Origin of the sequence: Variovorax beijingensis (genome assembly GCF_007828835.1) — a bacterium.
GTDB lineage: Bacteria > Pseudomonadota > Gammaproteobacteria > Burkholderiales > Burkholderiaceae_C > Variovorax > Variovorax beijingensis_A.
In genome coordinates this window covers 517,232-538,881 of record NZ_VIVL01000003.1, presented here as the reverse complement: position 1 = coordinate 538,881, position 21,650 = coordinate 517,232, and the positions used below count along the sequence as shown (strand labels likewise).

The 21,650-nt window shown below is 67.9% G+C and carries 20 protein-coding genes; 7 read left to right on the top strand and 13 right to left on the bottom strand.

The window, feature by feature from the left end; genetic code table 11:
• The first annotated feature begins 20 nt into the window (after positions 1-20).
• Positions 21-1,694, top strand: a complete 1,674-nt coding sequence (locus tag FB547_RS13030) for a thiamine pyrophosphate-binding protein (RefSeq protein ID WP_145742813.1) — start codon at positions 21-23, stop codon at positions 1,692-1,694.
• Between the two features lie 5 nt (positions 1,695-1,699).
• Here the strand turns inward: FB547_RS13030 and FB547_RS13025 are convergent, their stop codons facing one another.
• Positions 1,700-1,999: a hypothetical protein gene (locus tag FB547_RS13025; RefSeq protein ID WP_370878894.1), complete on the bottom strand. Its 300-nt coding sequence runs from the start codon at positions 1,997-1,999 to the stop codon at positions 1,700-1,702.
• A gap of 409 nt (positions 2,000-2,408) precedes the next feature.
• Between FB547_RS13025 and FB547_RS13020 the strand changes: the two genes are divergently transcribed.
• Complete coding sequence (locus FB547_RS13020) at positions 2,409-3,167, top strand: TSUP family transporter (protein ID WP_145742810.1); 759 nt, start codon at positions 2,409-2,411, stop codon at positions 3,165-3,167.
• A 20-nt stretch (positions 3,168-3,187) separates the two neighbouring features.
• On the top strand, positions 3,188-4,534 hold the full coding sequence (chrA, locus tag FB547_RS13015; RefSeq protein WP_145742808.1) for a chromate efflux transporter: 1,347 nt from the start codon (positions 3,188-3,190) through the stop codon (positions 4,532-4,534).
• Positions 4,535-4,743: 209 nt separating this feature from the next.
• Here the strand turns inward: chrA and FB547_RS13010 are convergent, their stop codons facing one another.
• The 5 genes from FB547_RS13010 to FB547_RS12990 form a co-directional block, all read right to left on the bottom strand.
• A complete protein-coding gene (locus tag FB547_RS13010; protein ID WP_145742806.1) occupies positions 4,744-6,255 on the bottom strand; it encodes a tripartite tricarboxylate transporter permease in 1,512 nt (503 codons plus the stop codon).
• Between the two features lie 13 nt (positions 6,256-6,268).
• Positions 6,269-6,757, bottom strand: coding sequence for a tripartite tricarboxylate transporter TctB family protein (locus FB547_RS13005; RefSeq protein WP_145742804.1), 489 nt, complete (start codon positions 6,755-6,757; stop codon positions 6,269-6,271).
• Between the two features lie 194 nt (positions 6,758-6,951).
• Complete coding sequence (locus FB547_RS13000; protein WP_145742802.1) at positions 6,952-7,362, bottom strand: RNA recognition motif domain-containing protein; 411 nt, start codon at positions 7,360-7,362, stop codon at positions 6,952-6,954.
• A 180-nt stretch (positions 7,363-7,542) separates the two neighbouring features.
• Positions 7,543-7,776, bottom strand: a complete 234-nt coding sequence (locus FB547_RS12995; RefSeq protein ID WP_021005079.1) for a DUF3820 family protein — start codon at positions 7,774-7,776, stop codon at positions 7,543-7,545.
• A gap of 6 nt (positions 7,777-7,782) precedes the next feature.
• Positions 7,783-8,157 (bottom strand): translation initiation factor Sui1, encoded by a 375-nt coding sequence (locus FB547_RS12990; RefSeq protein ID WP_145742800.1) that lies wholly within the window; start codon positions 8,155-8,157, stop codon positions 7,783-7,785.
• Between the two features lie 64 nt (positions 8,158-8,221).
• Between FB547_RS12990 and FB547_RS12985 the strand changes: the two genes are divergently transcribed.
• Positions 8,222-9,493: a DEAD/DEAH box helicase gene (locus FB547_RS12985; RefSeq protein WP_145742798.1), complete on the top strand. Its 1,272-nt coding sequence runs from the start codon at positions 8,222-8,224 to the stop codon at positions 9,491-9,493.
• A 41-nt stretch (positions 9,494-9,534) separates the two neighbouring features.
• Here FB547_RS12985 and FB547_RS12980 read toward each other — a convergent pair whose 3' ends face one another.
• The 6 genes from FB547_RS12980 to argE all read right to left on the bottom strand — a co-directional run bounded on the left by FB547_RS12980 (position 9,535) and on the right by argE (position 16,824).
• A complete protein-coding gene (locus FB547_RS12980) occupies positions 9,535-10,260 on the bottom strand; it encodes a slipin family protein (RefSeq protein ID WP_370878901.1) in 726 nt (241 codons plus the stop codon).
• A 179-nt stretch (positions 10,261-10,439) separates the two neighbouring features.
• Positions 10,440-11,600 carry an acyl-CoA dehydrogenase family protein gene (locus FB547_RS12975; RefSeq protein ID WP_145742794.1) on the bottom strand — a complete coding sequence of 387 codons (1,161 nt, stop codon included), beginning with the start codon at positions 11,598-11,600 and terminating at the stop codon, positions 10,440-10,442.
• 158 nt (positions 11,601-11,758) lie between these two features.
• Positions 11,759-12,532, bottom strand: a complete 774-nt coding sequence (locus FB547_RS12970; protein WP_145742792.1) for an MHYT domain-containing protein — start codon at positions 12,530-12,532, stop codon at positions 11,759-11,761.
• A 106-nt stretch (positions 12,533-12,638) separates the two neighbouring features.
• Complete coding sequence (locus tag FB547_RS12965; RefSeq protein ID WP_145742790.1) at positions 12,639-14,303, bottom strand: hypothetical protein; 1,665 nt, start codon at positions 14,301-14,303, stop codon at positions 12,639-12,641.
• Between the two features lie 99 nt (positions 14,304-14,402).
• Complete coding sequence (locus tag FB547_RS12960) at positions 14,403-15,665, bottom strand: DUF445 domain-containing protein (protein ID WP_261380272.1); 1,263 nt, start codon at positions 15,663-15,665, stop codon at positions 14,403-14,405.
• Positions 15,658-16,824 (bottom strand): acetylornithine deacetylase, encoded by a 1,167-nt coding sequence (gene argE / locus FB547_RS12955; RefSeq protein WP_145742788.1) that lies wholly within the window; start codon positions 16,822-16,824, stop codon positions 15,658-15,660. The genes FB547_RS12960 and argE overlap by 8 nt, the downstream gene beginning before the upstream one ends.
• Before the next feature lie 100 nt (positions 16,825-16,924).
• On the opposite strand from argE, the gene FB547_RS12950 reads away from it, so the two are divergent.
• From FB547_RS12950 to FB547_RS12940, 3 genes are all read left to right on the top strand, one after another.
• The gene (locus FB547_RS12950) at positions 16,925-18,112 is read left to right on the top strand and encodes a glycerophosphodiester phosphodiesterase (RefSeq protein ID WP_145742786.1); all 1,188 of its coding nucleotides are present in this window, start codon (positions 16,925-16,927) and stop codon (positions 18,110-18,112) included.
• A 110-nt stretch (positions 18,113-18,222) separates the two neighbouring features.
• On the top strand, positions 18,223-19,425 hold the full coding sequence (locus tag FB547_RS12945) for a M20 aminoacylase family protein (RefSeq protein ID WP_145742784.1): 1,203 nt from the start codon (positions 18,223-18,225) through the stop codon (positions 19,423-19,425).
• Positions 19,422-20,516, top strand: a complete 1,095-nt coding sequence (locus FB547_RS12940) for a M14 family metallopeptidase (RefSeq protein WP_145742782.1) — start codon at positions 19,422-19,424, stop codon at positions 20,514-20,516. Before FB547_RS12945 ends, FB547_RS12940 begins: the two co-directional genes overlap by 4 nt.
• On the opposite strand, the gene FB547_RS12935 is transcribed toward FB547_RS12940, so the two are convergent.
• Positions 20,513-21,637, bottom strand: coding sequence for an ABC transporter substrate-binding protein (locus FB547_RS12935; protein WP_145742780.1), 1,125 nt, complete (start codon positions 21,635-21,637; stop codon positions 20,513-20,515). The genes FB547_RS12940 and FB547_RS12935 overlap by 4 nt on opposite strands.
• Positions 21,638-21,650: the final 13 nt, after the last annotated feature.

Here is a 21,650-nt window from a genome sequence, read left to right as displayed (position 1 = left end):
TTCATTGCATTGGACTCAGCATGACCTCTCCCCGCACCGGCGGCCAGATCCTGGTCGACCAACTCATCACCCACGGCGTCAGGCAGCTGTTCTGCGTGCCTGGCGAAAGCTTTCTGGCGGTGCTCGATGCGCTGCACGACGCTTCCATCGACGTGACGGTGTGCCGCCAGGAAGGCGGCGCCACGATGATGGCCGAGGCGCAGGGCAAGCTCACGGGCCGGCCCGGCGTCTGCTTCGTCACGCGCGGGCCGGGCGCCACCAACGCGGCGGCCGGCGTGCACATCGCGCACCAGGATTCGACGCCGCTGCTGCTGTTCGTGGGCCAGGTGGCGCGCGAGGCGCTGGGCCGCGAAGCCTTCCAGGAGCTGGACTACGGCGCGGTGTTCGGCACCATGGCCAAGTGGGTGGTGCAGATCGATGACCCCGCCCGCGTGCCCGAGCTGGTCTCGCGCGCCTTCCACGTCGCCACCTCGGGCCGGCCCGGGCCGGTGGTGATCGCGCTGCCCGAGGACATGCTGACCGAAGCCGCCGCCGTGGCCGACGCGCAGCCCTATGCAGTGGTCGAAACCCATCCGGGCGCAGCGCAGATCGCCGAGTTGCGGCAGCGCCTGTCGCGGGCCGAGCGGCCGGTCGCCATCCTGGGCGGCAGCCGCTGGTCCGAGGCCGCGACGCAGCAGTTCGCGGCTTTCGCCGAGGCGTTCTCGCTGCCGGTGTACTGCTCGTTCCGCCGCCAGATGCTGCTGTCGGCCGAGCATCCCTGCTACGCGGGCGACCTGGGCCTGGGCGCGAATCCGCGCATGCTCGAGCGCATCCGCCAGGCGGACCTGGTGCTGCTGGTGGGCGGGCGCCTGTCGGAAGTGCCCTCGCAGGGTTATGAACTGCTCGCCATTCCGCAGCCGAAGCAGGCGCTGGTGCATGTGCATGCCGACGCCGACGAGCTCGGCAAGCTCTACCGCCCGGCCCAGGGCATCCATGCCACGCCGCAGGCCTTTGCCGAGGCGGTGTCCGCGCTGCGCCCGGCCTCGCCGCCCGCCTGGCAGGCCGAGACGAAGACTGCGCGCGAAGACTTCCTGCGCTGGAGCGATCCGGCCCCGATCCGCATTCCGGGCCCGCTGCAGATGGGCGAGGTCATGCAGCACCTGCGCGAGGTGCTGCCGGCCGACACCATCTTCTGCAATGGCGCGGGCAATTTCGCGACCTGGGTGCACCGCTTCTGGCCATTCCGCGCGTTCGCGAGCCAGCTGGCGCCCACCAGCGGATCGATGGGCTACGGCCTGCCGGCCGGCGTGGGCGCCAAGCGGCTTTGGCCGCAGCGCGAGGTAGTGGTGTTCGCGGGCGACGGCGACTTCATGATGCACGGCCAGGAGTTCGCCACCGCGGTGCAGTACGGCCTGCCGATCCTCGTGGTGCTGCTCGACAACGCCATGTACGGCACCATCCGCATGCACCAGGAAAAGCACTACCCGGGCCGCGTGAGCGCCACGCAGCTGAAGAACCCCGACTTCCGCGGCTATGCCGAGGTGTTCGGCGGCCACGGCGAGCGCGTGGCCAGCACCGCGGAGTTCGGTCCCGCGCTGGCGCGGGCGCGTGCCAGCGGCAAGCCCGCGATCCTGCATTGCCTGCTCGACCCCGAAGCCATCACGCCGGCCAGCACGCTGCAGTCGATCCGCAAGGCCGCTCTCGCCGCGGGCTGAAGAAATCAGCCCAGCCCGTCCGCATAGCGCGGCAGCGGGTTCGGCAGATGGCCGTCGGGCGCGCGCGCCGCCAGCCGCGCGGCGCGCGCCAGCGGTTCCATCGCCTGCTCCAGCCGGGTGGCGAGCAGGTACAGGTCTTCGTCCTTGGTCTCGACCGCATGCGCGCGCGTCATGCGCACGATCTCCGCGGCGTATTCGGCATTGGTGGCCATCCATTCGGTGTCCGTCACGCGCCCGTGCTTTCGCCTGAGCGCCACGTGCAGGCGCGCGGCCAGCGCAATGCGTTCGCTTTCGGACATGGACATGACGGCCTCCATGGATGGATCAAGCACTTGCGTGCACAAGTCATGCCATACCGTTAACGGTCCGAAACACTTTGGTTTGCGAACCGCCCCACAGCGCTAAGGCAAAGCGGGTAATTCCCAATGCACTGGGCCGGTGCACCGCCTAAAGTCTGCCCACTCGCGAACGGGCCCAGCTCGTACTGCCGAGGGTCCGAGGAGACAAATTCGGTCTACAACAAAAATTCTTCAAGGCTTCCGCTCGAGAAGCCGTGCTGAACTTGAAAAGGCGTCGCTGGTCGGCGTCTTTTTTTTTGCCTGCCGCCACCCTCCCGCTGAGGCATTTGCTTCTCGCCGAAGAGCGCTCTCGCGCCCGTCCCACTTCTGGTTGAAGCTCCTTTTTTGATAGCAATCCGGGTGCGACAATCCCGCCATGGAAATGCTGGTGGTCACGGGCGCCTCGCTGCTCGCGGGTTTTGTCGATTCGATCGTGGGGGGCGGAGGGCTGATCCTCGTGCCGGCGCTCTTTGCCGTCTTTCCGGGCGCACCGCCGGCCACCTTGCTGGGCACCAACAAGAGCGCGTCCATTTGGGGCACGGCGGCCGCGGCGGCCCAGTTCAGCCAGCGCGTCCAGATGCGCTGGGGCGCCCTGTGGCCGGCCGCGCTGCTCGGTTTCGCGGGTTCGATGCTCGGCGCCTGGGGCGTCACGGTGTTCCCGGGCGACTTCCTGCGCCGCGCGCTGCCCATCGTGCTGCTGGGCGTACTGCTCTACACGCTGGCGCGCAAGGACCTGGGCCGCAACCATGCGCCGCGCTTCAGCGGACGGGCCGAAACCCTGGCGGCCTGCACCATCGGGCTCTCGATCGGCTTCTACGACGGCTTCTTCGGCCCCGGCGCGGGCAGCTTCCTGGTGTTCCTGTTCGTGCGCTGGATGGGCTACGACTTCCTGAACGCCTCGGCCTCGGCCAAGATCATCAACACGCTCACCAACGCCGCGGCCCTGCTGCTGCTCGCGCTCAAGGGGCACGTCTGGTGGCACTATGGGCTGGTGATGGCGGTGGCCAACGTGGCCGGCAGCCTGGCGGGCACGCGTGTTGCGCTGAAACACGGGGCCGGCTTCGTGCGGGTGGTGTTCATCGTCGTGGTGAGCGCGCTGATCCTGAAGACCGCCTACGACGCATTCCTGAAATAGCCAGACCCGAAAGTCCCTGCATGCCGCCGCCAGAGCCTCTCGAACCCCCCCCTCCCGTCAGCTTCTGGCAGGCCTTCGCCTACTGGCTCAAGCTCGGCTTCATCAGCTTCGGCGGGCCGGCCGGGCAGATCGCGCTGATGCACCAGGAACTGGTCGAGCGCCGGCGCTGGATCTCGGAGAAGCGCTTCCTGCATGCGCTGAACTACTGCATGCTGCTGCCCGGCCCCGAAGCCCAGCAGCTGGCCACCTACATCGGCTGGCTCATGCACCGCACCTGGGGCGGCCTCGCGGCGGGCGTGCTCTTCGTGCTGCCGTCGCTCTTCATCCTGATCGCGCTGTCGTGGGCCTACATGGCCTACGGCCACGTGCCGGCCGTGGCGGGCCTGCTCTACGGCGTGAAGCCCGCAGTGACGGCCATCGTGCTGTTCGCCGCCTGGCGCATCGGCTCGCGGGTGCTCAAGAACGCATGGCTCTGGGCGATTGCCGTGGCGGCCTTCGTGGCGATCTTCGCGCTGCGCCTGCCGTTCCCGCTGATCGTGCTGGCCGCCGGGGCCATCGGCTACTTCGGCAGCCGCTTCGCGCCGGCGTACTTTGCGGCGGGCGGCGGGCACGGCAGCGCCGCGTCGTCGGCCGGGCCGGCGCTGATCGACGACGGCACGCCGACGCCGCCGCACGCCCTTTTCGGCTGGGGCCGTTTCGTGCGCGTGCTGGCGGTGTTCCTTGCGCTGTGGCTCGGGGCCCTCGGCGCCCTCGCGGCGCTGTACGGCTGGAACGGCGCGCTCACGCAGATGGCCTGGTTCTTCACCAAGGCGGCGCTTTTGACCTTCGGCGGCGCGTATGCGGTGCTGCCCTATGTGTTCCAGGGCGCGGTCGACCACTACCACTGGCTCAGCGCCACGCAGATGATCGACGGACTGGCGCTCGGGGAAACCACGCCCGGCCCGCTGATCATGGTGGTCTCGTTCGTGGGCTTCGTGGGCGGCTGGGGCCAGGCGCTGTTCGGCCCGCAGGCGCTGTTCGCGGCGGGCGCGGCGGCGGCGGCGGTGGTGACCTTCTTCACCTTCCTGCCGTCGTTCCTGTTCATCCTGTTGGGCGGACCCTTCATCGAATCGACCCACGGCAACCTGAAATTCACGGCGCCGCTCACCGCCATCACCGCGGCCGTGGTCGGCGTGATCGTCAATCTGGCGGTCTTCTTCGCCTACCACGTGCTCTGGCCTGCGGGGTTGTCCGGGCCCTTCGAGGCCCCCTCCGCCGTGATCGGCGTCCTCGCGGCCATCGCGCTCTTCCGCGTCAAGGCCGGCGTGATCCCGGTGGTGCTCGCCTCCGCGCTCGCGGGCATGGCCTGGCAACTGCTTGCGCGCTGACCGCCGCAAGCGGAGTCGAGTCCAGGAACACCGCGGAACCGGCTTTGCCGGGCCGCCGGTGTTGCCCCCTTGAGGGGGAGGCGGCTACACGAAGTGAGCCGTTTCGGGGGTGGGCCAGGAACACCGCGGAACCGGCTTTGCCGGGCCGCCGGTGTTGCCCCCTTGAGGGGGAGTCGAGCTACACGAAGTGAGCGAGGGACGGGGGTGGGTTATTCCTCGACGAAGGCTTCTTCGCGCTTGGCCTTGATCGACGGCAGCAGCACGATGCCCAGCAGCAGCGCCGCCGCCACCAGCAGGCCGGCCGACAGCGGCCGCGTGACGAACACGCTCCAGGCGCCGCGCGACAGCAGCAGCGCGCGCCGCAGGTTCTCTTCCATCATCGGCCCGAGGATGAAGCCCAGCAGCAACGGAGCCGGCTCGGTGCGCAGCTTCAGGAACAGGTAGCCGATGAAGCCGAAGATCGCGACCATCCACACGTCGAAGGTGTTGTTGTTGGTCGAGTACACGCCAATCGCGCAGAACAGCACGATCGCCGGGAACAGGAACTTGTAGGGCACCGTCAAGAGCTTGATCCACATGCCGATCAGCGGCAGGTTCAGGATGATCAGCATCGCGTTGCCGATCCACATCGAGGCGATCAGGCCCCAGAACAGCTCGGGGTTGCTGGTCATCACCTGCGGGCCGGGCTGGATGTTGTGGATGGTCATCGCACCCACCATCAGCGCCATCACCGCGTTGGGCGGAATGCCCAGCGTCAGGAGCGGGATGAAGGAGGTCTGCGCGCCGGCATTGTTGGCCGATTCGGGCGAGGCCACGCCGCGGATGTTGCCCTTGCCGAAGGCCACTTCGCCGGGGCGCATCTTGATCTTCTTCTCCAGCGCGTAGGCCGCAAAAGCCGCCAGCAGCGCGCCGCCGCCCGGCAGGATGCCGAGCGCCGAACCCAGCGCCGTGCCGCGCAGCACCGCGGGCGTCATGCGCTTGAAGTCTTCCTTGGTGGGCCACAGGCCCTTGACCTTGTGCGTGAACACCTCGCGCTCGTCGTCGGGCTGCGAGAGGTTGCCGATGATTTCGCCGTAGCCGAACACGCCCATGGCGATCACCACGAAGCCGATGCCGTCGGTGAGTTCCGGAATGTCGAAGCTGTAGCGCGCCACGCCGGAATTCACATCGGTGCCCACGATGCCGAGCAGGAGGCCCAGCACGATCATGGCCACCGCCTTGAGCAGCGAGCCCGAAGCCAGCACCACGGCGCCGATCAGGCCCAGCACCATCAGCGAGAAGTATTCGGCCGGACCGAACTTGAAGGCCAGCTCGGTCAGCGGCGGCGCAAAGGCTGCGAGGATCAGCGTGCCGACGCAGCCGGCAAAGAACGAGCCCAGGCCCGCCGCGGCCAGCGCCGGGCCCGCGCGGCCCTGCCTTGCCATCTGGTAGCCGTCGATGCAGGTGACCACCGAGGACGACTCCCCGGGCAGGTTCACCAGGATCGCGGTGGTCGAGCCGCCGTACTGCGCGCCGTAGTAGATGCCGGCCAGCATGATCAGCGCCGACACAGGCGGCAGTGCGTAGGTGGCGGGCAGCAGCATCGCGATGGTCGCGACCGGGCCGATGCCCGGCAGCACGCCGATCAAGGTGCCCAGGATGCAGCCGACCAGGCAGTACAGCAGGTTGGTGAAAGTGAAGGCGACGCCGAAGCCGGTCGCGAGGTTGTGGAACAGTTCCATGGCGGTGTGCTCCTCAACCCGAGATGAAAGTAGGCCAGACCTGGATCTGGAGCTTGAGCGCCCAGATGAAGGCCACATAGCTGCCGGCCGCCAGGATGGTGGACAGCACCAGCACGTCGCGCAGCTTGAAATGTTCACCGGCCATGCTCGAGATGATGGTGAGCGCGTAGATCGCGACGATCATCCCCATGGCGGGCACGCCGATGCTCGGCAGGCCGCCCAGCAGCACGCCGAACGCCAGGTTGGCGCCGAGCACGAAGGCCAGCGGCTTCCAGGCCCATTTGCCGATCTTGTCGCCGCCGGCGGTTTCGACCACCATCGCCTGGAACATGATGAACGCCCCGAGCACGGCCAGCAGGATGCCCAGCATGAGCGGGAAATAACCGGGTCCCATGCGGGCACCGTCGCCGATGTTGTAGGTGGTGGCGCCTATGGCGAAAGCGCCGCCCACGGCTGTGAACATGACTCCTGAAAAGAAGTCAGCCTGACTCTTTATACGCATTGTCTCGACCCTCTTGATTGGAGGAGTGAGGGTCGTCGCCCACGGCTGACCGCTGGCTGACCGGCCCGGTAGGGACAAATGCGTACAAGGGTTCTCCCGCGAGCCCGGCGCAAGCGGGCAAAGGAAGAAGGCGGAAACGAAAAAAGCTCCCGAAGGAGCTTTTTTACTTGAGAGCGAGGTCTCGGTGGGAGGGCTTAGTAGCCGCCGCGGCCGCCGCCGCCGCCGCCGTAGCCGCCGCCACCACCGCTGCGGCCACCGCCGCCACCACCGTAGCCGCCGCCGCCACCACCACCGCCGTAACCACCACCACCGCCGCCGCCGCCGTAGCCGCCGCCACCGGTACGGGGGGGACGGGCTTCCATCGGACGTGCTTCGTTCACGGTCAGGGCACGGCCCTGGAGCGAATGGCCGTTCATGGCTTCAACGGCTGCCAGCGCTTCAGCGTCGGTGCCCATTTCCACGAAACCGAAGCCCTTGGAGCGGCCGGTGTCGCGTTCCATCATGACCTTGGCGCTGACGATCGAGCCGAACTCGCCGAAAGCCTGTTCCAGGTCGTTGTCACGCACGGAGTAGGCGAGGTTGCCTACGTAGAGTTTCTTGCCCATTGAGGGACTCCTAATTCAAACCAACAAGACAAAGCGATGGAGTCCCAGAATCACAACAAACAAATGCGCTGTGGCGCGAAACTGACCGATCACCGAATTACGTGCACGGGAGCAAGCTCACAGACACGTAGGCCGGATTATCAAGCCGTTCCGGAAAAAGCGTACCGAAATCAGCGCTTATTACGAAACATCACGTCCTGACGGGCGGTTTCGCAACGGTTGCAGCAGGCCGGAGAGGCCGTTGTGGTCTATTTCATGCATCAAATGGAGCAGCCGGCCAATTTCGCCCGCGGGAAAACCCTCACGTGCGAACCAATTGAGGTAATTTCCGGGCAAATCGGCAATCAGCGTGCCCTTGTGCTTGCCGAAGGGCATTTCGAGCGTGACGAGGCGCTGCAGGTCTTCGGGTTTCATTGAAATTCAGCCTCCTGCGCGCCTGACGGTGTGGCCCTGCTTCGAGAGCGCGGCGATCACCAGTTCGCGGTGGTCCCCCTGGATCTCGATGATGCCGTCCTTCACCGTGCCGCCCGAGCCGCAGGCCGTCTTGAGCTGCTTGCCCAGCGCCGCGAGTGCCGCCGCATCGAGCGCGAGGCCCTTGACCACGGTCACGCCCTTGCCCTTGCGGCCCTTGGTCTCGTGGGATACACGCACAATGCCGTCGGTGGCCGGCGCGCGCGCCTTGATCTGCCTGCAGCGGCACTGCGCCGCCGGCGCGCCGCAGTCGGGGCACATGCGGCCGCCCGCCTCGGTGGAGTACACCAGGGCGCTGGCCTGACTGCTTTTCATCGTTGCCATTCGATCGATCTCTTCTTTTTCTTCACTTCTTCACTGTCCCCGGTTCATCCCTCTGTCTGCTCACATGCCATTCGACTCACTGGGCCTGGCCCCCGCGCTCGTGCAGGCTGCCGCCGAAAGCGGCTACGCCGCGCCGACCGCCATCCAGGCTGCGGCCATTCCCGCCATTCTGCAAGGCCGCGACGTGCGGGGCTCGGCGCAGACCGGTTCCGGCAAGACCGCCGCATTTTCCCTCCCGCTGCTGCAGCGCCTGGCCGCCGAGCGTGCACAGGCGCCGCGGCGCGTGCGCGCGCTGGTGCTCGTGCCCACGCGCGAGCTCGCGGCCCAGGTCGGCGAAGCCATGCGCAGCCTTGCGCAGCACCTGCCCGAGCGGCTCAAGATCGCAATTGCCTTCGGCGGCGTGTCGATCAACCCGCAGATGATGAGCCTGCGCGGCGGCGCCGACATCGTGGTGGCCACGCCGGGCCGCCTGCTCGACCTGGTGGAGCACAACGCGCTGAAGCTCGGCGCCGTGTCCATGCTCGTGCTCGACGAGGCCGACCGCCTGTTCGACCTCGGCTTTGCCGAGGAGCTGGGCCGCATCCTCGCGCTGCTGCCGGCGCGGCGCCAGAACCTGCTGTTCTCGGCCACTTTCCCGCCCGCCATCCAGGCGCTGGCCGACGGCACGCTGCACGACCCCGCGGTGATCGACGTGCAGGGCGAGCCCGGCACCGAGCCCGCCATCGTGCAGCGCGTGATCGAGGTCGACGCGAACCGCCGCACGCAGCTGCTGCGCCATCTGCTGAAGGAAAACGACTGGGACCGCGTGCTGGTCTTCGTCGCCACGCAGCATGCGGCGCAGACCGTGGCCGAGAAGCTGTACAAGAACGGCGTGTATGCCGTGCCCTTCCACGGCGACATCGCGCAGGGCACGCGCACCGGCATCCTCGCGCAGTTCAAGGAGAGCCGCTGGGACGTGGTGATTGCCACCGACCTGGCCGCGCGCGGCATCGACATTGCACAGCTGCCCGTGGTGATCAACTACGACCTGCCGCGCTCGCCCACCGACTACATCCACCGCATCGGCCGCACGGGCCGCGCCGGCGAGAGCGGGCTGGCGATCAGCTTCGTGAGCGCAGCCACCGAGGCGCACTTCCGCCTGATCGAGAAGCGCCAGGGCCTGCACCTGCCGCGCGAGCGCATCGAGGGCTTCGAGCCGGCCGAGGCCGCCGTGCCGATGGCCGATGCCTCCGGCACCGGCGGCATCAAGGGCAAGCGGCCGAGCAAGAAGGACAAGCTGCGCGCGGCCGCCGCGCTCGCTGCCGCGCAGCATGATGCGGGTGAAAAGAGCGACTGACCGGCGCCGCTCGGTCCGGCGCGCAGTTCATCGGATGCGCGCTACGCGGGCTTGTGCAGGAAGCTCGCGAGCAGGTCCACCGGCAGCGGGAAGACGATGGTGGTGTTCTTGTCCGCGCCGATCACCGTCAGCGTTTCCAGGTAGCGCAGCTGGATCGCCTGCGGCTCCTGCGCCAGCACGCGCGCGGCCTGGAACAGCTTCTCGGAGGCCTGCAGCTCGCCTTCGGCATGGATCACCTTGGCACGCCGCTCACGCTCCGCCTCGGCCTGCCGCGCAATGGCGCGGACCATCGATTCGGTGAGGTCGATCTGCTTGATCTCCACGTTGGAGACCTTGATGCCCCATGAAGCCGTCTGCACGTCGAGCGACTCGCGCACATCCAGGTTGAGTTTTTCCCGCTCGGCCAGCATGTCGTCCAGCTGGTGCTTGCCCAGCACCGAGCGCAGCGTGGTCTGCGCCAGCTGGCTGGTCGCATTGAAGAAATCCTTGACCTCGATGATGGCCTTTTCGGCGTCGACGATGCGGAAGTAGACGACCGCGCTGACCTTCACCGACACGTTGTCGCGCGAGATCACGTCCTGGGTCGGAACCTCGAGCACCACGGTGCGCAGATCGACCCGCACGACCTGCTGGATGGCGGGAATCACCATCACCAGTCCGGGCCCCGCGACTTTCGAGAATCGCCCCAGGGTGAACACGATGCCGCGCTCGTATTCGCGGAAGATCCAGATCGCGGAAAAGAGCAGCACCACCAGCAGGACGAACATGAGGGTGCCGATGCCGGAAGTGAAAGAGAACATGGCGGCCTCCTGCGACTCAGCGACAGCGCTGGACTGTTGGACCTTCGGTGCGCGCGGGCGTTCCGCGACGGGGCCGATACATGAAGCCCAGGCGCGGCGATCTTCTCGCCGCGCGGTCGGCCCGAGGTCCGGCGTCCACGTGCGCTTCAGCCGCGCGGCGGCCGCTTGGCGATGCCCATGGTCTTGGCGAGGATGCCGAGCATCACTTCGTCTGCGCCGCCGCCGATGGAGCCGAGCCGCCCGTCGCGGTACAGCCGCGAGACGCGGTTCTCGAGCGTGAAGCCCATGCCGCCCCAGAACTGCAGGCAGGTATCGGCCACCTGGCGCGTGAGCCGGCCGGTCTTGAGCTTGGCCATCGAGGCCAGTTCGAGCACGTCCCGGCCCTGCACATGCAGGTCGCAGGCGCGGTAGGCGAGGGCGCGCAGCGCCTCCACCTCGGTCTTGAGTTCGGCCAGCTTGAACTGCACCCACTGCTGGTCGGCCAGCGTGGCGCCGAACATCCGGCGCTGCTGCGCCCATTCGATGGTCTGTGCGATGCAGTCCTCCATCGGTTCGAGCGAACTTGCCGCGGCCCACAGGCGCTCTTCCTGGAACTGCTGCATCTGGTAGACGAAGCCCTGGCCCTCTTCGCCGATGCGATAGCGCTGCGGCACGCGCACCTCGTCGAAATGGATCAGGCCCGTGTCGCTCGAATGCATGCCGATCTTGCGGATCTTCTTCGCCTTCTCGATGCCGGGGCTGTCCATCGGCACGATCACGAGCGACTTGTTGCGGTGCACCGGGCCCTCGCTGGTGTTGACCAGCATGCACATCCAGTCGGCCTGCAGGCTGTTGGTGATCCACATCTTCTGGCCGCTGATGAGGTAGTCGCCGCCGTCCTTGCGCGCATGGCTCCTGAGGCCCGCCACGTCGCTGCCCGCACCGGGCTCGCTCACGCCGATGCAGCCGACCGTCTCTCCCGCGATCGCGGGCGCGAGGAACTCGCGGCGCAGTTCGTCGCTGCCGAAGCGCGCGAGCGCGGGCGTGCACATGTCGGTCTGCACGCCGATGGCCATCGGCACGCCGCCGCAGCTGATGTGGCCCAAGGCCTCGGCCATCGCCATCGCATACGAATAGTCGAGCCCGGCGCCGCCGAAGGCCTCGGGCTTGTTGAGGCCCAGCATGCCCAGCCGGCCGAGCTTCCCGAAGACCTCGTGCGCGGGAAAGATCTCGGCCTCCTCCCATTCGTCGACATGCGGATTGATCTCGTCGTCGATGAAGCGGCGCAGCGTGTTCTGGATCTCGAGATGTTCGTGGGTGTACTGCATGCGGTTGTCTCCAATCGGTGGTTCGTCTCGCCGCCGTCCTGGAACACGCGTGGCGTCTGTGCAGGATGGAAGCCGTCGAAACACCGCAACGCCGCGCACGCACACCCGTGCGAGCTGCACCGACTCTAGGGCGCTGATGCGCGCCCGGCTTGCGCCAATTAGCTGGTGCGGACCCGCCGTGGCGCAGCGGGCGCGTCCATGCTGGTGCCCGTGATCACCCAGTAGATGAAGATCAGCACCGCACCGGCCGTGCCGAACACCGTCAGGCCCATGTAGTTGCCGCCGATGGCCAGCGCGTCGGTGGGGGCGGCCGCGATGCAGATCATGCTGGCCGCGCTCATGCCCACGTAGTGCATGGTGCAGACCGCCACGCCCATCACGGCCGCCGCGGCGATCTGGTGTGTCAGCCGGCGCAGGTTGAAGGCCAGCCAGAGGGCCGCGCCGGCGGCGGTGATGGCAATGGCCACGGACAGCGCCACGATGGTGGGGTCGAAATCCATCGAGGCGCGCATGTTCATCGCGAACATGCCCATGTAATGCATCACGCACACGCCCAGCCCCGCGAGCAGGCTTCCGGCCAGCCAGCCGGCCCGGCTGAACTTGCGCCGCCCGCCCGCCATGTACAGCGCAATGCCCGAGATCAGGATGGCCGCCACCAGCGAGACCACCGTGAGCGGCACGTTGTAGGAAATGCCCACCGGCAGGCGGTACGCCAGCATGCCGATGAAGTGCATCGACCAGATGCCGATACCGCCCAGCGCCACCGCAGCGCACGCGACGACCGCGAGATTGGGTTTGCCATCGGCGCCGACCATGCGCCCCGCGCAGATCAGCGCCACCAGGGAGCCCGCGAACGAGATGAGGAACGAGAGCGCCACCAGCCCCGGCGAATACTCGGGCGACAGCAGTTGGCCAACGACGAGGGGAGTCATGTCTTTTCTTCTCCTAAAAAGGAACGCCCGCCGCCGCCGGCCACCCGGCCGAAGATGTAACGAGACGTCCGTTCAGGAGTTTGTAATAGTTGTTTTCAAAAGTAAATCACTTATTCATGGGACGGATGCGGTAGATCGCGTTGTTCCGGTCGGCCGCCATATAGATGCTCCCGTCGCTGCCCACCGCGACACCCGTGACCACGTAGGGCGGCGGCAGGCCCGGCCCCGCGGCCAGTCCGACCGGCAGGTTGTCCGCCACGGTGCGGCGCGAGCCGCTGACCGGATCGATCTCCACCAGCCGGCGCGCCGCGCTCTCGGCCACGATGAAGCTGCCCCAGGGCGTCTCGGCCACGCCTTCGGGCAGCGCCAGGCCTTCGGCAATGGCGCGCAGCGGGGCGCTGGCATCGAGCGGAATGCGGGTCAGCTTGCCTGCGGCTTCGGTGACGTAGAGCGCGCCGTCGCGGCCGACGATCATCTGCACCGGGCCGCCCAGCCCGCTGGCGAGCACTTGCTTCTCGGCAAAATGAGGGCCGCTCGCGCGGGTGATGCTGCCGGTGGCGATCTCGGCATAGATCACGCTGCCGTCGGCCATGGGAATGGCATCGAACGGCGCCTTCAGTCCGTGGATGGTTTCGACGGTCCGAAGCGTCTGGCGGTCCACCAGCTGAACGGTGCCCGTGAACCATGAGGTCAGCGCGAAGCGCGTGCCCGACAGGCCGACGGCGAACGGATAGTCGAGTTCCGGATCGCGCTGCATGCGGAACACGTCGCGCACTTCGCCGGTGCGCACGTCCACCTGCCGGAAGCCGAACACATCGGCCACCCAGAGCGTTCGGCCTTCGATCTTGAGCCCCGCCGGCGCCGCGAGCTTGCCGCTGGTGAGCGTGCGCAGCACTCCGGTGGCAGGGTCGAAGGACTGCACTTCGTTGTTGGCCATGTTCGACACGTAGATCGTGCCGTCCGGGGCAATGGCCAGGTTGTCGAGCGACGGACGCAATTGCCTGGCGACGGTCTTGCGGCCCGTGGCAAGGTCCACCCTGACCAGTTCGCCGCTGCGCGCATCGACCACCCAGAGATTGCCCTTGCCGTCGAGGTTGGCGGCCGCGGGAATCTTGAAACCGTCGGCGATCACGGCCATGCTGCCGTTCGCCGGATCGATCTTCACCACCTGGCCCTTGAACCACAGCGGCCCGTAGAGCATGCCGTCGGGGCCGACCTCGAAGCCGTTGAAGCCGCCCATGTCCTTCTTGATGAGCCGCGGCGGCTTCTGGCCCGTGCGGTCGATCTCCCACAGCGCGTCGCCCAGGAACACCTGCGAGGCGTAGAGCTTGCCGCTGCTGCGGTCGAAGTCCAGCGAATTGAGGCCGGGCAGGTCCTTGGCGAGCACGCGCATCGGCGCGCCGTCGCTTTCGCGGTAGCGCAGCATGCCCATGAGGTAGTTGGTCCACGCCAGCTCGCCCCTGGGGCCGACCGCGATGTCGTCGGCCTGGCCTTCGGGCGCGTCGATCAGGACCTTGGCCGCGCCGGTGCCGCGGTCGACCTCCCACAGCGTGTTGCCGAGCACCGAGCCCGCGAGCAGGCGGCCCTTCTGGTCGATGGCCAGGCCGTGGACGCCCGCGAAGGAGGAGGGCGCGACCAGCACTTCGGGCTCGGACCACGCGGCGGGGCGGGTGGGTGATGGCGGCGGCGGCGGCGCGATGCTGCCGCAGCCGGCCAGCAGGGCGAAGATGGCGATGAGTGCGGCGGCACGGATGAACGGGCGGCAGGGCATGTCTTCTCTCCTTCTTTTGGATGCGCGCGAGCAGTCTAGAAGGAAGGAGGGGAGGCGGGGCAGTCTCTCCCGGGACATGCGGCCTTTCGTCCGCGCGGCTCACCCGCGCAGCAGCTGCGTCGCCGTGTGGATCGAGAGCCCCACCAGCCCGCCCACCAGCGTGCCGTTGATGCGGATGAATTGCAGGTCGCGTCCGATGTGGCGCTCCAGCTCGCTGGTCATCTCGCTGGCGTTCCAGTCGGCAACGCGCTCCTCGATGTAGCGGCGGATGTCCTCGCGGTAGCGCTCGATGGCCAGCGGCGCGGCCGCCTCGATCTGCTCGTTGATCCAGCGGCGGATCGCCTCGTCGGCCTGCAGCCGCGTGCCGAGCGCGCCCGCCATCGATGCGATGCGCTGGCGGATGGTGGAGTCGCCCCGGCCGAGGTCGTCGTGCAGCCAGGCCAGCAGCTCGCCCCAGATGCCGTGCAGGTAGTCGCCGAGTGCGGGATGCGCCATCAGCTCGGCGCGGATCTGCTCGCCGCGCTGCTGGAACTCGGGGTCGAGCTTGAGCCGCACCACGAAGTCGTCGACGAAGTGGTCGAAGCGCCGGCGCATCGGATGCCCGGGCTCGGCCGCCAGTTCGGCGATGGTGCGTGCCACGGCTGCCACGATCTTGCGCGTGGCGAGCTTGGCCGCCACCTGGTCCAGGCCCACGTAGCGCAGCGTCTTGATCTCGCGCGCAATGGCTTCGGTGATGTGCGCCTGCACCTCCTCGCCCTCGAGCAGGCCGGCCACCTGCTGCAGCACGTCGTCGAGCAGCGCCTGGTGGCGCCCGCCGGCCGTGAGTGCATCCAGCGCCTGGCCCATCAGCCGCGAGAGATCGATCTTCCGGAGGCCGGCCGCCGCGGCGCGTCCCATGAAGGCGCGCACGCGCTCGTCGTCGAATGCAGCGAGTCCGTAGCGGGCGGCCGCCACGCCCCATTCGCCGAGCTTTTGGCCGCTCGCGGGCCGCGCCAGCCAATCGGCGATGCGCCCGGCCGCGTCGAACTCGCGCAGCTTGGCGAGCACCTGCTCGGTGCCGAGGAAGTTGTTGCAGATGAAGCCGGCCAGCTTGGCGCCGATGCGGTCCTTGTTGCTCGGGATGATCGCGGTGTGCGGGATCGGCAGGCCCAGCGGATGGCGGAACAGCGCCACCACCGCAAACCAGTCGGCCATGGCGCCGACCATCGCGGCTTCGGCAAAGGCCGCCACGTAGCCCCAGGCCGGATGCTCGCCGTGCAGCGCGCTGGCCAGCGCATAGAGCAGCGCCGCGGCGCACAGCAGGCCGAGCGCGACCCGCTTCATGCGCCGCAGCGCGCCGCTGCCGTGGCTGTCTTCAGCCAATGGTCGGCGTGGCGGCAAGGCGTTCCATGAACAGTTCGCAGCGCGCCAGCTGCTCCAGGCTCACGAATTCGTCGGGCTGGTGCGCCTGCTCGATGCTGCCCGGGCCGCACACCACGGTGGGGATGCCGGCGTTCTTGAACAGGCCCGCTTCGGTGCCGAAGGCCACCAGCGTGGTGCGCTCCTCGCCCGCAAGGCGCTGCGCGAGCAGCGTGACCGGATCCGTGGCCGCACCGAGGAAGCTCGGAATCTCGCAGATGGTCTCGAAGCGGAAGCCCGCATCGGGCGCCACCTTCTTCATCGACGCCTCGAGGCTGCCGGCATAGGAGACGACCTCGTCCTGCATCTTCCTGGCGTCGGCGGTCGGCAGGTCGCGGAATTCATAGCGGAACTCGGCGTCGCGCGGCACCACGTTGTCGGCGATGCCGCCGTGGAACTGGCCCACGCTCGCGGTGCTGAAGGGCACGTCGAAGCCTTCGTAGCGCGGTTCGCTGCGCTCGAAGCCTTCGGCCATGTCGCGCACCTTGCCGACCACGCGCGCCGCCATCTCGATGGCATTGACCGACTGCGGCGTGAGCGACGAATGCGCCTCCTTGCCGCGCACGCAGCAGCGGTAGCGGTATACGCCCTTGTGGGCGATGGCCGGCACCATGCTGGTGGGCTCGCCCACGATGCAGGCGAGCGGCTTGATGCCGGCGTCGCGCATATCGGCGATCAGTTCCTTCACGCCGAAGCAGCCGATCTCCTCTTCATAACTGAAGGCGAAGTGCACCGCGAAGGGCGAGTCGCTTTCCAAGAAGCGCTTGGCATTGGACAAGGCGATGGCAATGAAGCTCTTCATGTCGGCCGAGCCGCGCCCGTAGAGGCGCTCGTTGCGCAGCGTGGCGGAGAGCGGGTCGACGCTCCAGTCCTGCCCGTCCCACGGCACCGTGTCGGTGTGGCCCGAGATGATGACGCCGGCCGGCTTGCCCTCGCCGAGGGTGGCGAACAGGTTGGCCTTGGTGCGTTCGGCGTTGTAGGTGATGCGGCTCTTCACGCCCAGGGCGGCGAGGTGGCTCTGGGCCAGGTCGATCAGCTGGAGGTTGCTGTTCTCGCTGACGGTGTTCATGCGCACCAGCGACTGGGCCAGCGCGAGGCTTTGGGGGGAAAGCGTAGGGGACATGCAACACATTGTCCAAGAAGTCGGCGCCGAACGCCGACGAGCGCCCGGTCTGTCACGCGCAGCGGGTACCCTGCGCCTCTTTTGGATGGAGAAAAAGACGATGCGCACCGCTCACTTCGCCCTTGCCGCGACCGCCGTCCTTGGCCTGGCCGCCTGCAGCACCACCGGTCCCGCCAACAAGCTGCTCACGCTCGACGGCAACCCGCCGCTGGTCATCGCGCACCGCGGCGCCTCGGGCTACCTGCCCGAAGAGACGCTCGAAGCCTATGCGCGCGCCATCGAACTGGGCGCCGACGTGATCGAGATGGACCTGGTCTCCACCAAGGACGGCGTGCTCATCGCCCGCCACGACCCCAACCTGGCCATCAGCACCGACGTGGCGAAGCACCCGCGCTTCGCCTCGCGCAAGAAGACCATCAAGGTCGACGGCGAAACCCAGACCGGCTGGTTCAGCAACGACTTCACGCTGGCCGAGATCAAGACGCTGGGCGGCATCTCGACCGACCCCGAGCGCCCGCAGGAATTCAACGGCAAGTTCAAGGTCCCCACCTTCCAGGAGATCATCGACTTTGCCAAGGCCAAGTCGAAGGAAACCGGCCGCACCATCGCGATCTACCCCGAGACCAAGAACCCGACCTACTTCCGCGACCTCGGGCTGCCGCTGGAAGACAAGGTGATCGCCGCCATCAACGCCGCCGGCTGGAACAGCAAGACCGCGCCCATCTACGTGCAGTCCTTCGAGCCCGGGAGCCTCAAGTACATGAAGGCCAAGGGCCTGAACACCCGGCTCATCCAGCTGATCGACGGCGACAGCGTCGACCTGAAGACCGGCGCCGTGACCTTCGCCGTGCCGAGCGACCGCCCCTACGACTGGACCAAGGCCGGCGACAAGCGCAACTTCGACGCCATGGTCACGCCCGCGGGCCTGGCCGAAATCAAGACCTATGCCGACGGCATCGGCCCGTGGAAGCGCTACATCGTGAGCATCAAGGGCAGCATCGGCGCCGACGGCAAGCCGCTCGACGTCAACAAGGACGGCAAGATCAACGACGCCGACGCGACCTCGGTCTCGCCGACCACGCTGATTGCCGATGCGCACAAGGCCGGCCTCTTCGTGCACCCGTTTACGTTCCGCAACGAATCGCGCCGACTGGCGGCCGACTACAGCAAGGACGGCAGGAACGAGTACGCGGTCTACTACAAGCTGGGCGTGGACGGCGTGTTCACCGACTTCACCGACACGGCGCTGGCCGCTCGCGCCGACTACCTGAAGAGCCTCGGCCGCTGAGTTTCTGTTCGTGAAACACCGCGGAACCGGCTTTGCCGGGCCGCTGGTGTTGCCCCCGGTAGGGGGAAGGCGTAGCCTCGGGGGCGTGCTTATTGCATAGACTGTGCCCCATGAAACTCATCGATTCGCTCGTCACGCAGGCGGCCGGCATCGCCGCCGTGCGGCGTGACCTCCACGCCCATCCCGAACTCTGCTTCGAAGAAGTCCGCACCGCCGACGTGGTGGCAGGCAAGCTCACCGAATGGGGCATTCCCATCCACCGGGGCCTGGGCACCACCGGCGTGGTGGGCATCGTCAAGAACGGCACCAGCAACCGCGCCGTCGGCCTGCGCGCCGACATGGACGCGCTGCCCGTCACCGAGCTCAACACCTTCGCGCACGCCAGCCAGCACCACGGCAAGATGCACGCCTGCGGGCACGACGGCCACACCGCCATGCTGCTGGCCGCGGCGCAGCATCTCGCGAAGAACCGCAATTTCGACGGCACCGTCTACCTGATCTTCCAGCCGGCCGAAGAGGGCGGCGGCGGCGCGCGCGAGATGATCAAGGAAGGGCTGTTCGAGCAGTTCCCGATGGACGCCGTGTTCGGCATGCACAACTGGCCCGGCATGAAGGCCGGCCAGTTCGCGGTGAGCCCGGGGCCGGTGATGGCATCGGGCAACAAGTTCTACGTCAACGTGATCGGCAAGGGCGGCCATGCCGCGCTGCCGCAGACCGGCATCGACCCGGTGCCGATCGCCTGCGAGATCGTGCAGGCGTTCCAGACCATCCTCACGCGCAAGATGAAGCCGACCGACTCGGCCGTGATCTCGGTCACCACCATCCATGCGGGCGAGACCAACAACGTGATCCCCGACAACTGCGAGCTGACGGGCACGGTGCGCACCTTCTCGATCGAAGTGCTCGACATGATCGAATCGCGCATGCGCAAGATCGCCGAGCACATCTGCGCGGCGCACGATGCCACCTGCGACTTCCGCTTCGAGCGCTACTACCCGCCCACCATCAACACCGAGGCCGAGGCCAACTTCGCGCGCCGCGTGATGGGCGAGATCGTCGGCCCCGAGAACGTGCTGAAGCAGGAAGCCGCGATGACCTCGGAAGACTTCGCCTTCATGCTGCAGGCCAAGCCCGGCGCCTATGCCTTCATCGGCAACGGCGACGGCTCGCACCGCGACGTGCACCACGGCGAAGGGCCCTGCACGCTGCACAACGCGAGCTACGACTTCAACGACGAGCTCATTCCCCTGGGCGCCACCTGCTGGGTGCAACTGGCCGAGCAGTTCCTGAAGCCCGGGGGAGCCGCGCCTTGATCGGCGTCGGCGAGGCGTTTTCGCCGCGCTACGCCCAGGCACGCCAGAAGTTCCTGCAGGCCTGCGTGAGCGCGGGCCTCGCGGCCCTGCCGCATGCGCATCCGGGCAAGGGGCGGGATGGCGAGGAGCTTTCGATGGACGTGGCGCTCGACGGCGCCGCGGACGCCGAGCGCCTGCTGATCGTCTCCAGCGGCTGCCACGGCGTGGAGGGCCACTGCGGCAGCGGCGTGCAGGTGTTCGCCCTGCACGACGCCGAATGGCGCGAGAAGGCCAGGGCGCAGGGTGTCGCGGTGCTCTATGTGCATGCGCTCAATCCGCACGGCTTTTCGTACGGCCGGCGCGTCACGCAGGAGGGCGTCGACCTGAACCGCAACTTCGTCGATTTCTCGAAGCCGATGCCGGCCAACGATGCCTATGCCAAGCTGCATCCGCTGCTGGTGCCCGACACCTGGCCGCCCCCGCCCGAGACCGAGGCCGCCATCGAGAAGTGGATCGGCAAGCATGGCGCCGAGGCCTACCAGGCGGCCGTCACCGGCGGCCAGTACCAGTTCGAGGACGGCCTGTTCTTCGGCGGCAAGGCGCCGACCTGGAGCAACAAGACCTTGCGCGGCGTGTTGCGCCGGCATGCCGCCGGCGCGCGCCGGCTGGCCTGGATCGACCTGCACACGGGGCTCGGTCCGAACGGCCTCGGCGAGCGCATCTTTGCCTGCCGCGACGACAAGGCCGCCTACGCGCGCGCCAGCGCCTGGTGGGGCACGCCCGCGGCACCCGTCACCTCGATCTACGACGGTTCCTCGAGTTCGGCGCTGCTGCGCGGCCTGATGGGGGAGGCCGCCTACGAGGAGTGCCCGCAGGCCGAATACACCGGCATCGCGCTCGAATACGGCACGCTGCCCATGCTCGACGTGCTGGCCGCGCTGCGCGCCGACCACTGGCTGCACAAGCACCCCGAGGCGCCGGCCGACCTGGCCGCCGGCATCCGCGCGCGCATGCTCGAAGCCTTCTATACCGACACCGACGCCTGGCGCGGCCAGATCGTCAGCCAGGCGCGGCAGGCGATGTTCCAGGCCGTGGACGGCCTCTGCAGCTAGGTCCGGACGCGCCCGTCGCCCGTCAGCATCGACAGCTCGACGAACTTCGAGCCCACGTGGTTCTTGGCCGAGAAAGACACCTCGAAGCCGCCGAACTGCTGGCGGTCGATGCTTTCGAGCCCCGCGATGAGGCCGTCGCGCGAGGCCTTGCCCGGCGCGCGGCGCAGGCCCTCGGTCAACACCTTGGCGGCGATGTAGCCCTCCATGCTCGAGAAGTTGGCGCTCGTGCCGGCCCCGGCCTTCTTCACCGCCTCGCTGAATTCGCGCGTGATCGCATTGGCCGGGTTGTACGGCGAGGGCACCACCTGGGTCACCATCACGCCCGCGCCCTCCTTGCCGAGCTCGTCGGCCAGCGCCTGCGTGCCCACGAAGGACACGTTGAAGAAGGTGCCGCCGTAACCCGCCTTGCGCGCCTGGCGGATGAAGGCCGCGCAGGCCTTGTAGGCGCCCACCTGGACCACCGCGTCGGGCCGCGCCGCCGTGATGCTTTTCACCGCCGCGGCCACGTCGACCGAATTGCGCTCCACCGTGGCCAGCGCCACCGGCTTGAGCTCCTGCTGCGAGAGCGCCAGGGTCACACCGTCGAGCCCGGCCTTGCCGTAGGCGTCGTTCTGGTAGAAGACCGCGATCTTCTTCAGGCCCAGGTGCGTGAGCTGCTTCACGATCAGCGCGGTCTCGTCGTTGTACGAGGCGCGCAGGTGGAACACGTTCCTATGGAAGGGGTCGCGCAGCGACATCGCACCGGTGAAGGGCGCGACGAAAGGCACCTTCTCCTTCACCGCGAGCGGCAGCGCCGCCATGCTGGTGGGCGTGCCGATGTAGCCGAAGAGCGCGAACACGTCTTCTTCGATCAGCTTTTGCGTGTTGGCGGCGCAGCGGTCGGGCTCGTAGCCGTCGTCCAGGTTCTTGATGACCACGTTGCGCCGGCCGGCCTGGGCGTTGTACTGGTCCAGGAACAGCTTGGCGCCCTGGTGGAACTGGATGCCCAGCTGCGCGGCCGGGCCGGTGAAAGGCGCCGACTGGCCCAGCACCAGCGGCACATCGCCCTGCGCCCGGGCCAGCTGGAAGCCGCCGAGCGCCGCCACGCCGGTCGCCAGCGAAAAATGTCTGCGATTGATCATGTGAAACCTCCTT

Bases quoted from the DNA above. Each gene is read 5' to 3' on its own strand.
- FB547_RS13030 (WP_145742813.1), top strand. From the start codon at position 21: ATGACCTCTCCCCGCACCGGCGGCCAGATCCTGGTCGACCAACTCATC.
- FB547_RS13025 (WP_370878894.1), bottom strand. From the start codon at position 1,999: ATGTCCATGTCCGAAAGCGAACGCATTGCGCTGGCCGCGCGCCTGCAC.
- FB547_RS13020 (WP_145742810.1), top strand. From the start codon at position 2,409: ATGGAAATGCTGGTGGTCACGGGCGCCTCGCTGCTCGCGGGTTTTGTC.
- chrA (WP_145742808.1), top strand. From the start codon at position 3,188: ATGCCGCCGCCAGAGCCTCTCGAACCCCCCCCTCCCGTCAGCTTCTGG.
- FB547_RS13010 (WP_145742806.1), bottom strand. From the start codon at position 6,255: ATGGAACTGTTCCACAACCTCGCGACCGGCTTCGGCGTCGCCTTCACT.
- FB547_RS13005 (WP_145742804.1), bottom strand. From the start codon at position 6,757: ATGCGTATAAAGAGTCAGGCTGACTTCTTTTCAGGAGTCATGTTCACA.
- FB547_RS13000 (WP_145742802.1), bottom strand. From the start codon at position 7,362: ATGGGCAAGAAACTCTACGTAGGCAACCTCGCCTACTCCGTGCGTGAC.
- FB547_RS12995 (WP_021005079.1), bottom strand. From the start codon at position 7,776: ATGAAACCCGAAGACCTGCAGCGCCTCGTCACGCTCGAAATGCCCTTC.
- FB547_RS12990 (WP_145742800.1), bottom strand. From the start codon at position 8,157: ATGGCAACGATGAAAAGCAGTCAGGCCAGCGCCCTGGTGTACTCCACC.
- FB547_RS12985 (WP_145742798.1), top strand. From the start codon at position 8,222: ATGCCATTCGACTCACTGGGCCTGGCCCCCGCGCTCGTGCAGGCTGCC.
- FB547_RS12980 (WP_370878901.1), bottom strand. From the start codon at position 10,260: ATGTTCGTCCTGCTGGTGGTGCTGCTCTTTTCCGCGATCTGGATCTTC.
- FB547_RS12975 (WP_145742794.1), bottom strand. From the start codon at position 11,600: ATGCAGTACACCCACGAACATCTCGAGATCCAGAACACGCTGCGCCGC.
- FB547_RS12970 (WP_145742792.1), bottom strand. From the start codon at position 12,532: ATGACTCCCCTCGTCGTTGGCCAACTGCTGTCGCCCGAGTATTCGCCG.
- FB547_RS12965 (WP_145742790.1), bottom strand. From the start codon at position 14,303: ATGCCCTGCCGCCCGTTCATCCGTGCCGCCGCACTCATCGCCATCTTC.
- argE (WP_145742788.1), bottom strand. From the start codon at position 16,824: ATGTCCCCTACGCTTTCCCCCCAAAGCCTCGCGCTGGCCCAGTCGCTG.
- FB547_RS12950 (WP_145742786.1), top strand. From the start codon at position 16,925: ATGCGCACCGCTCACTTCGCCCTTGCCGCGACCGCCGTCCTTGGCCTG.
- FB547_RS12945 (WP_145742784.1), top strand. From the start codon at position 18,223: ATGAAACTCATCGATTCGCTCGTCACGCAGGCGGCCGGCATCGCCGCC.
- FB547_RS12935 (WP_145742780.1), bottom strand. From the start codon at position 21,637: ATGATCAATCGCAGACATTTTTCGCTGGCGACCGGCGTGGCGGCGCTC.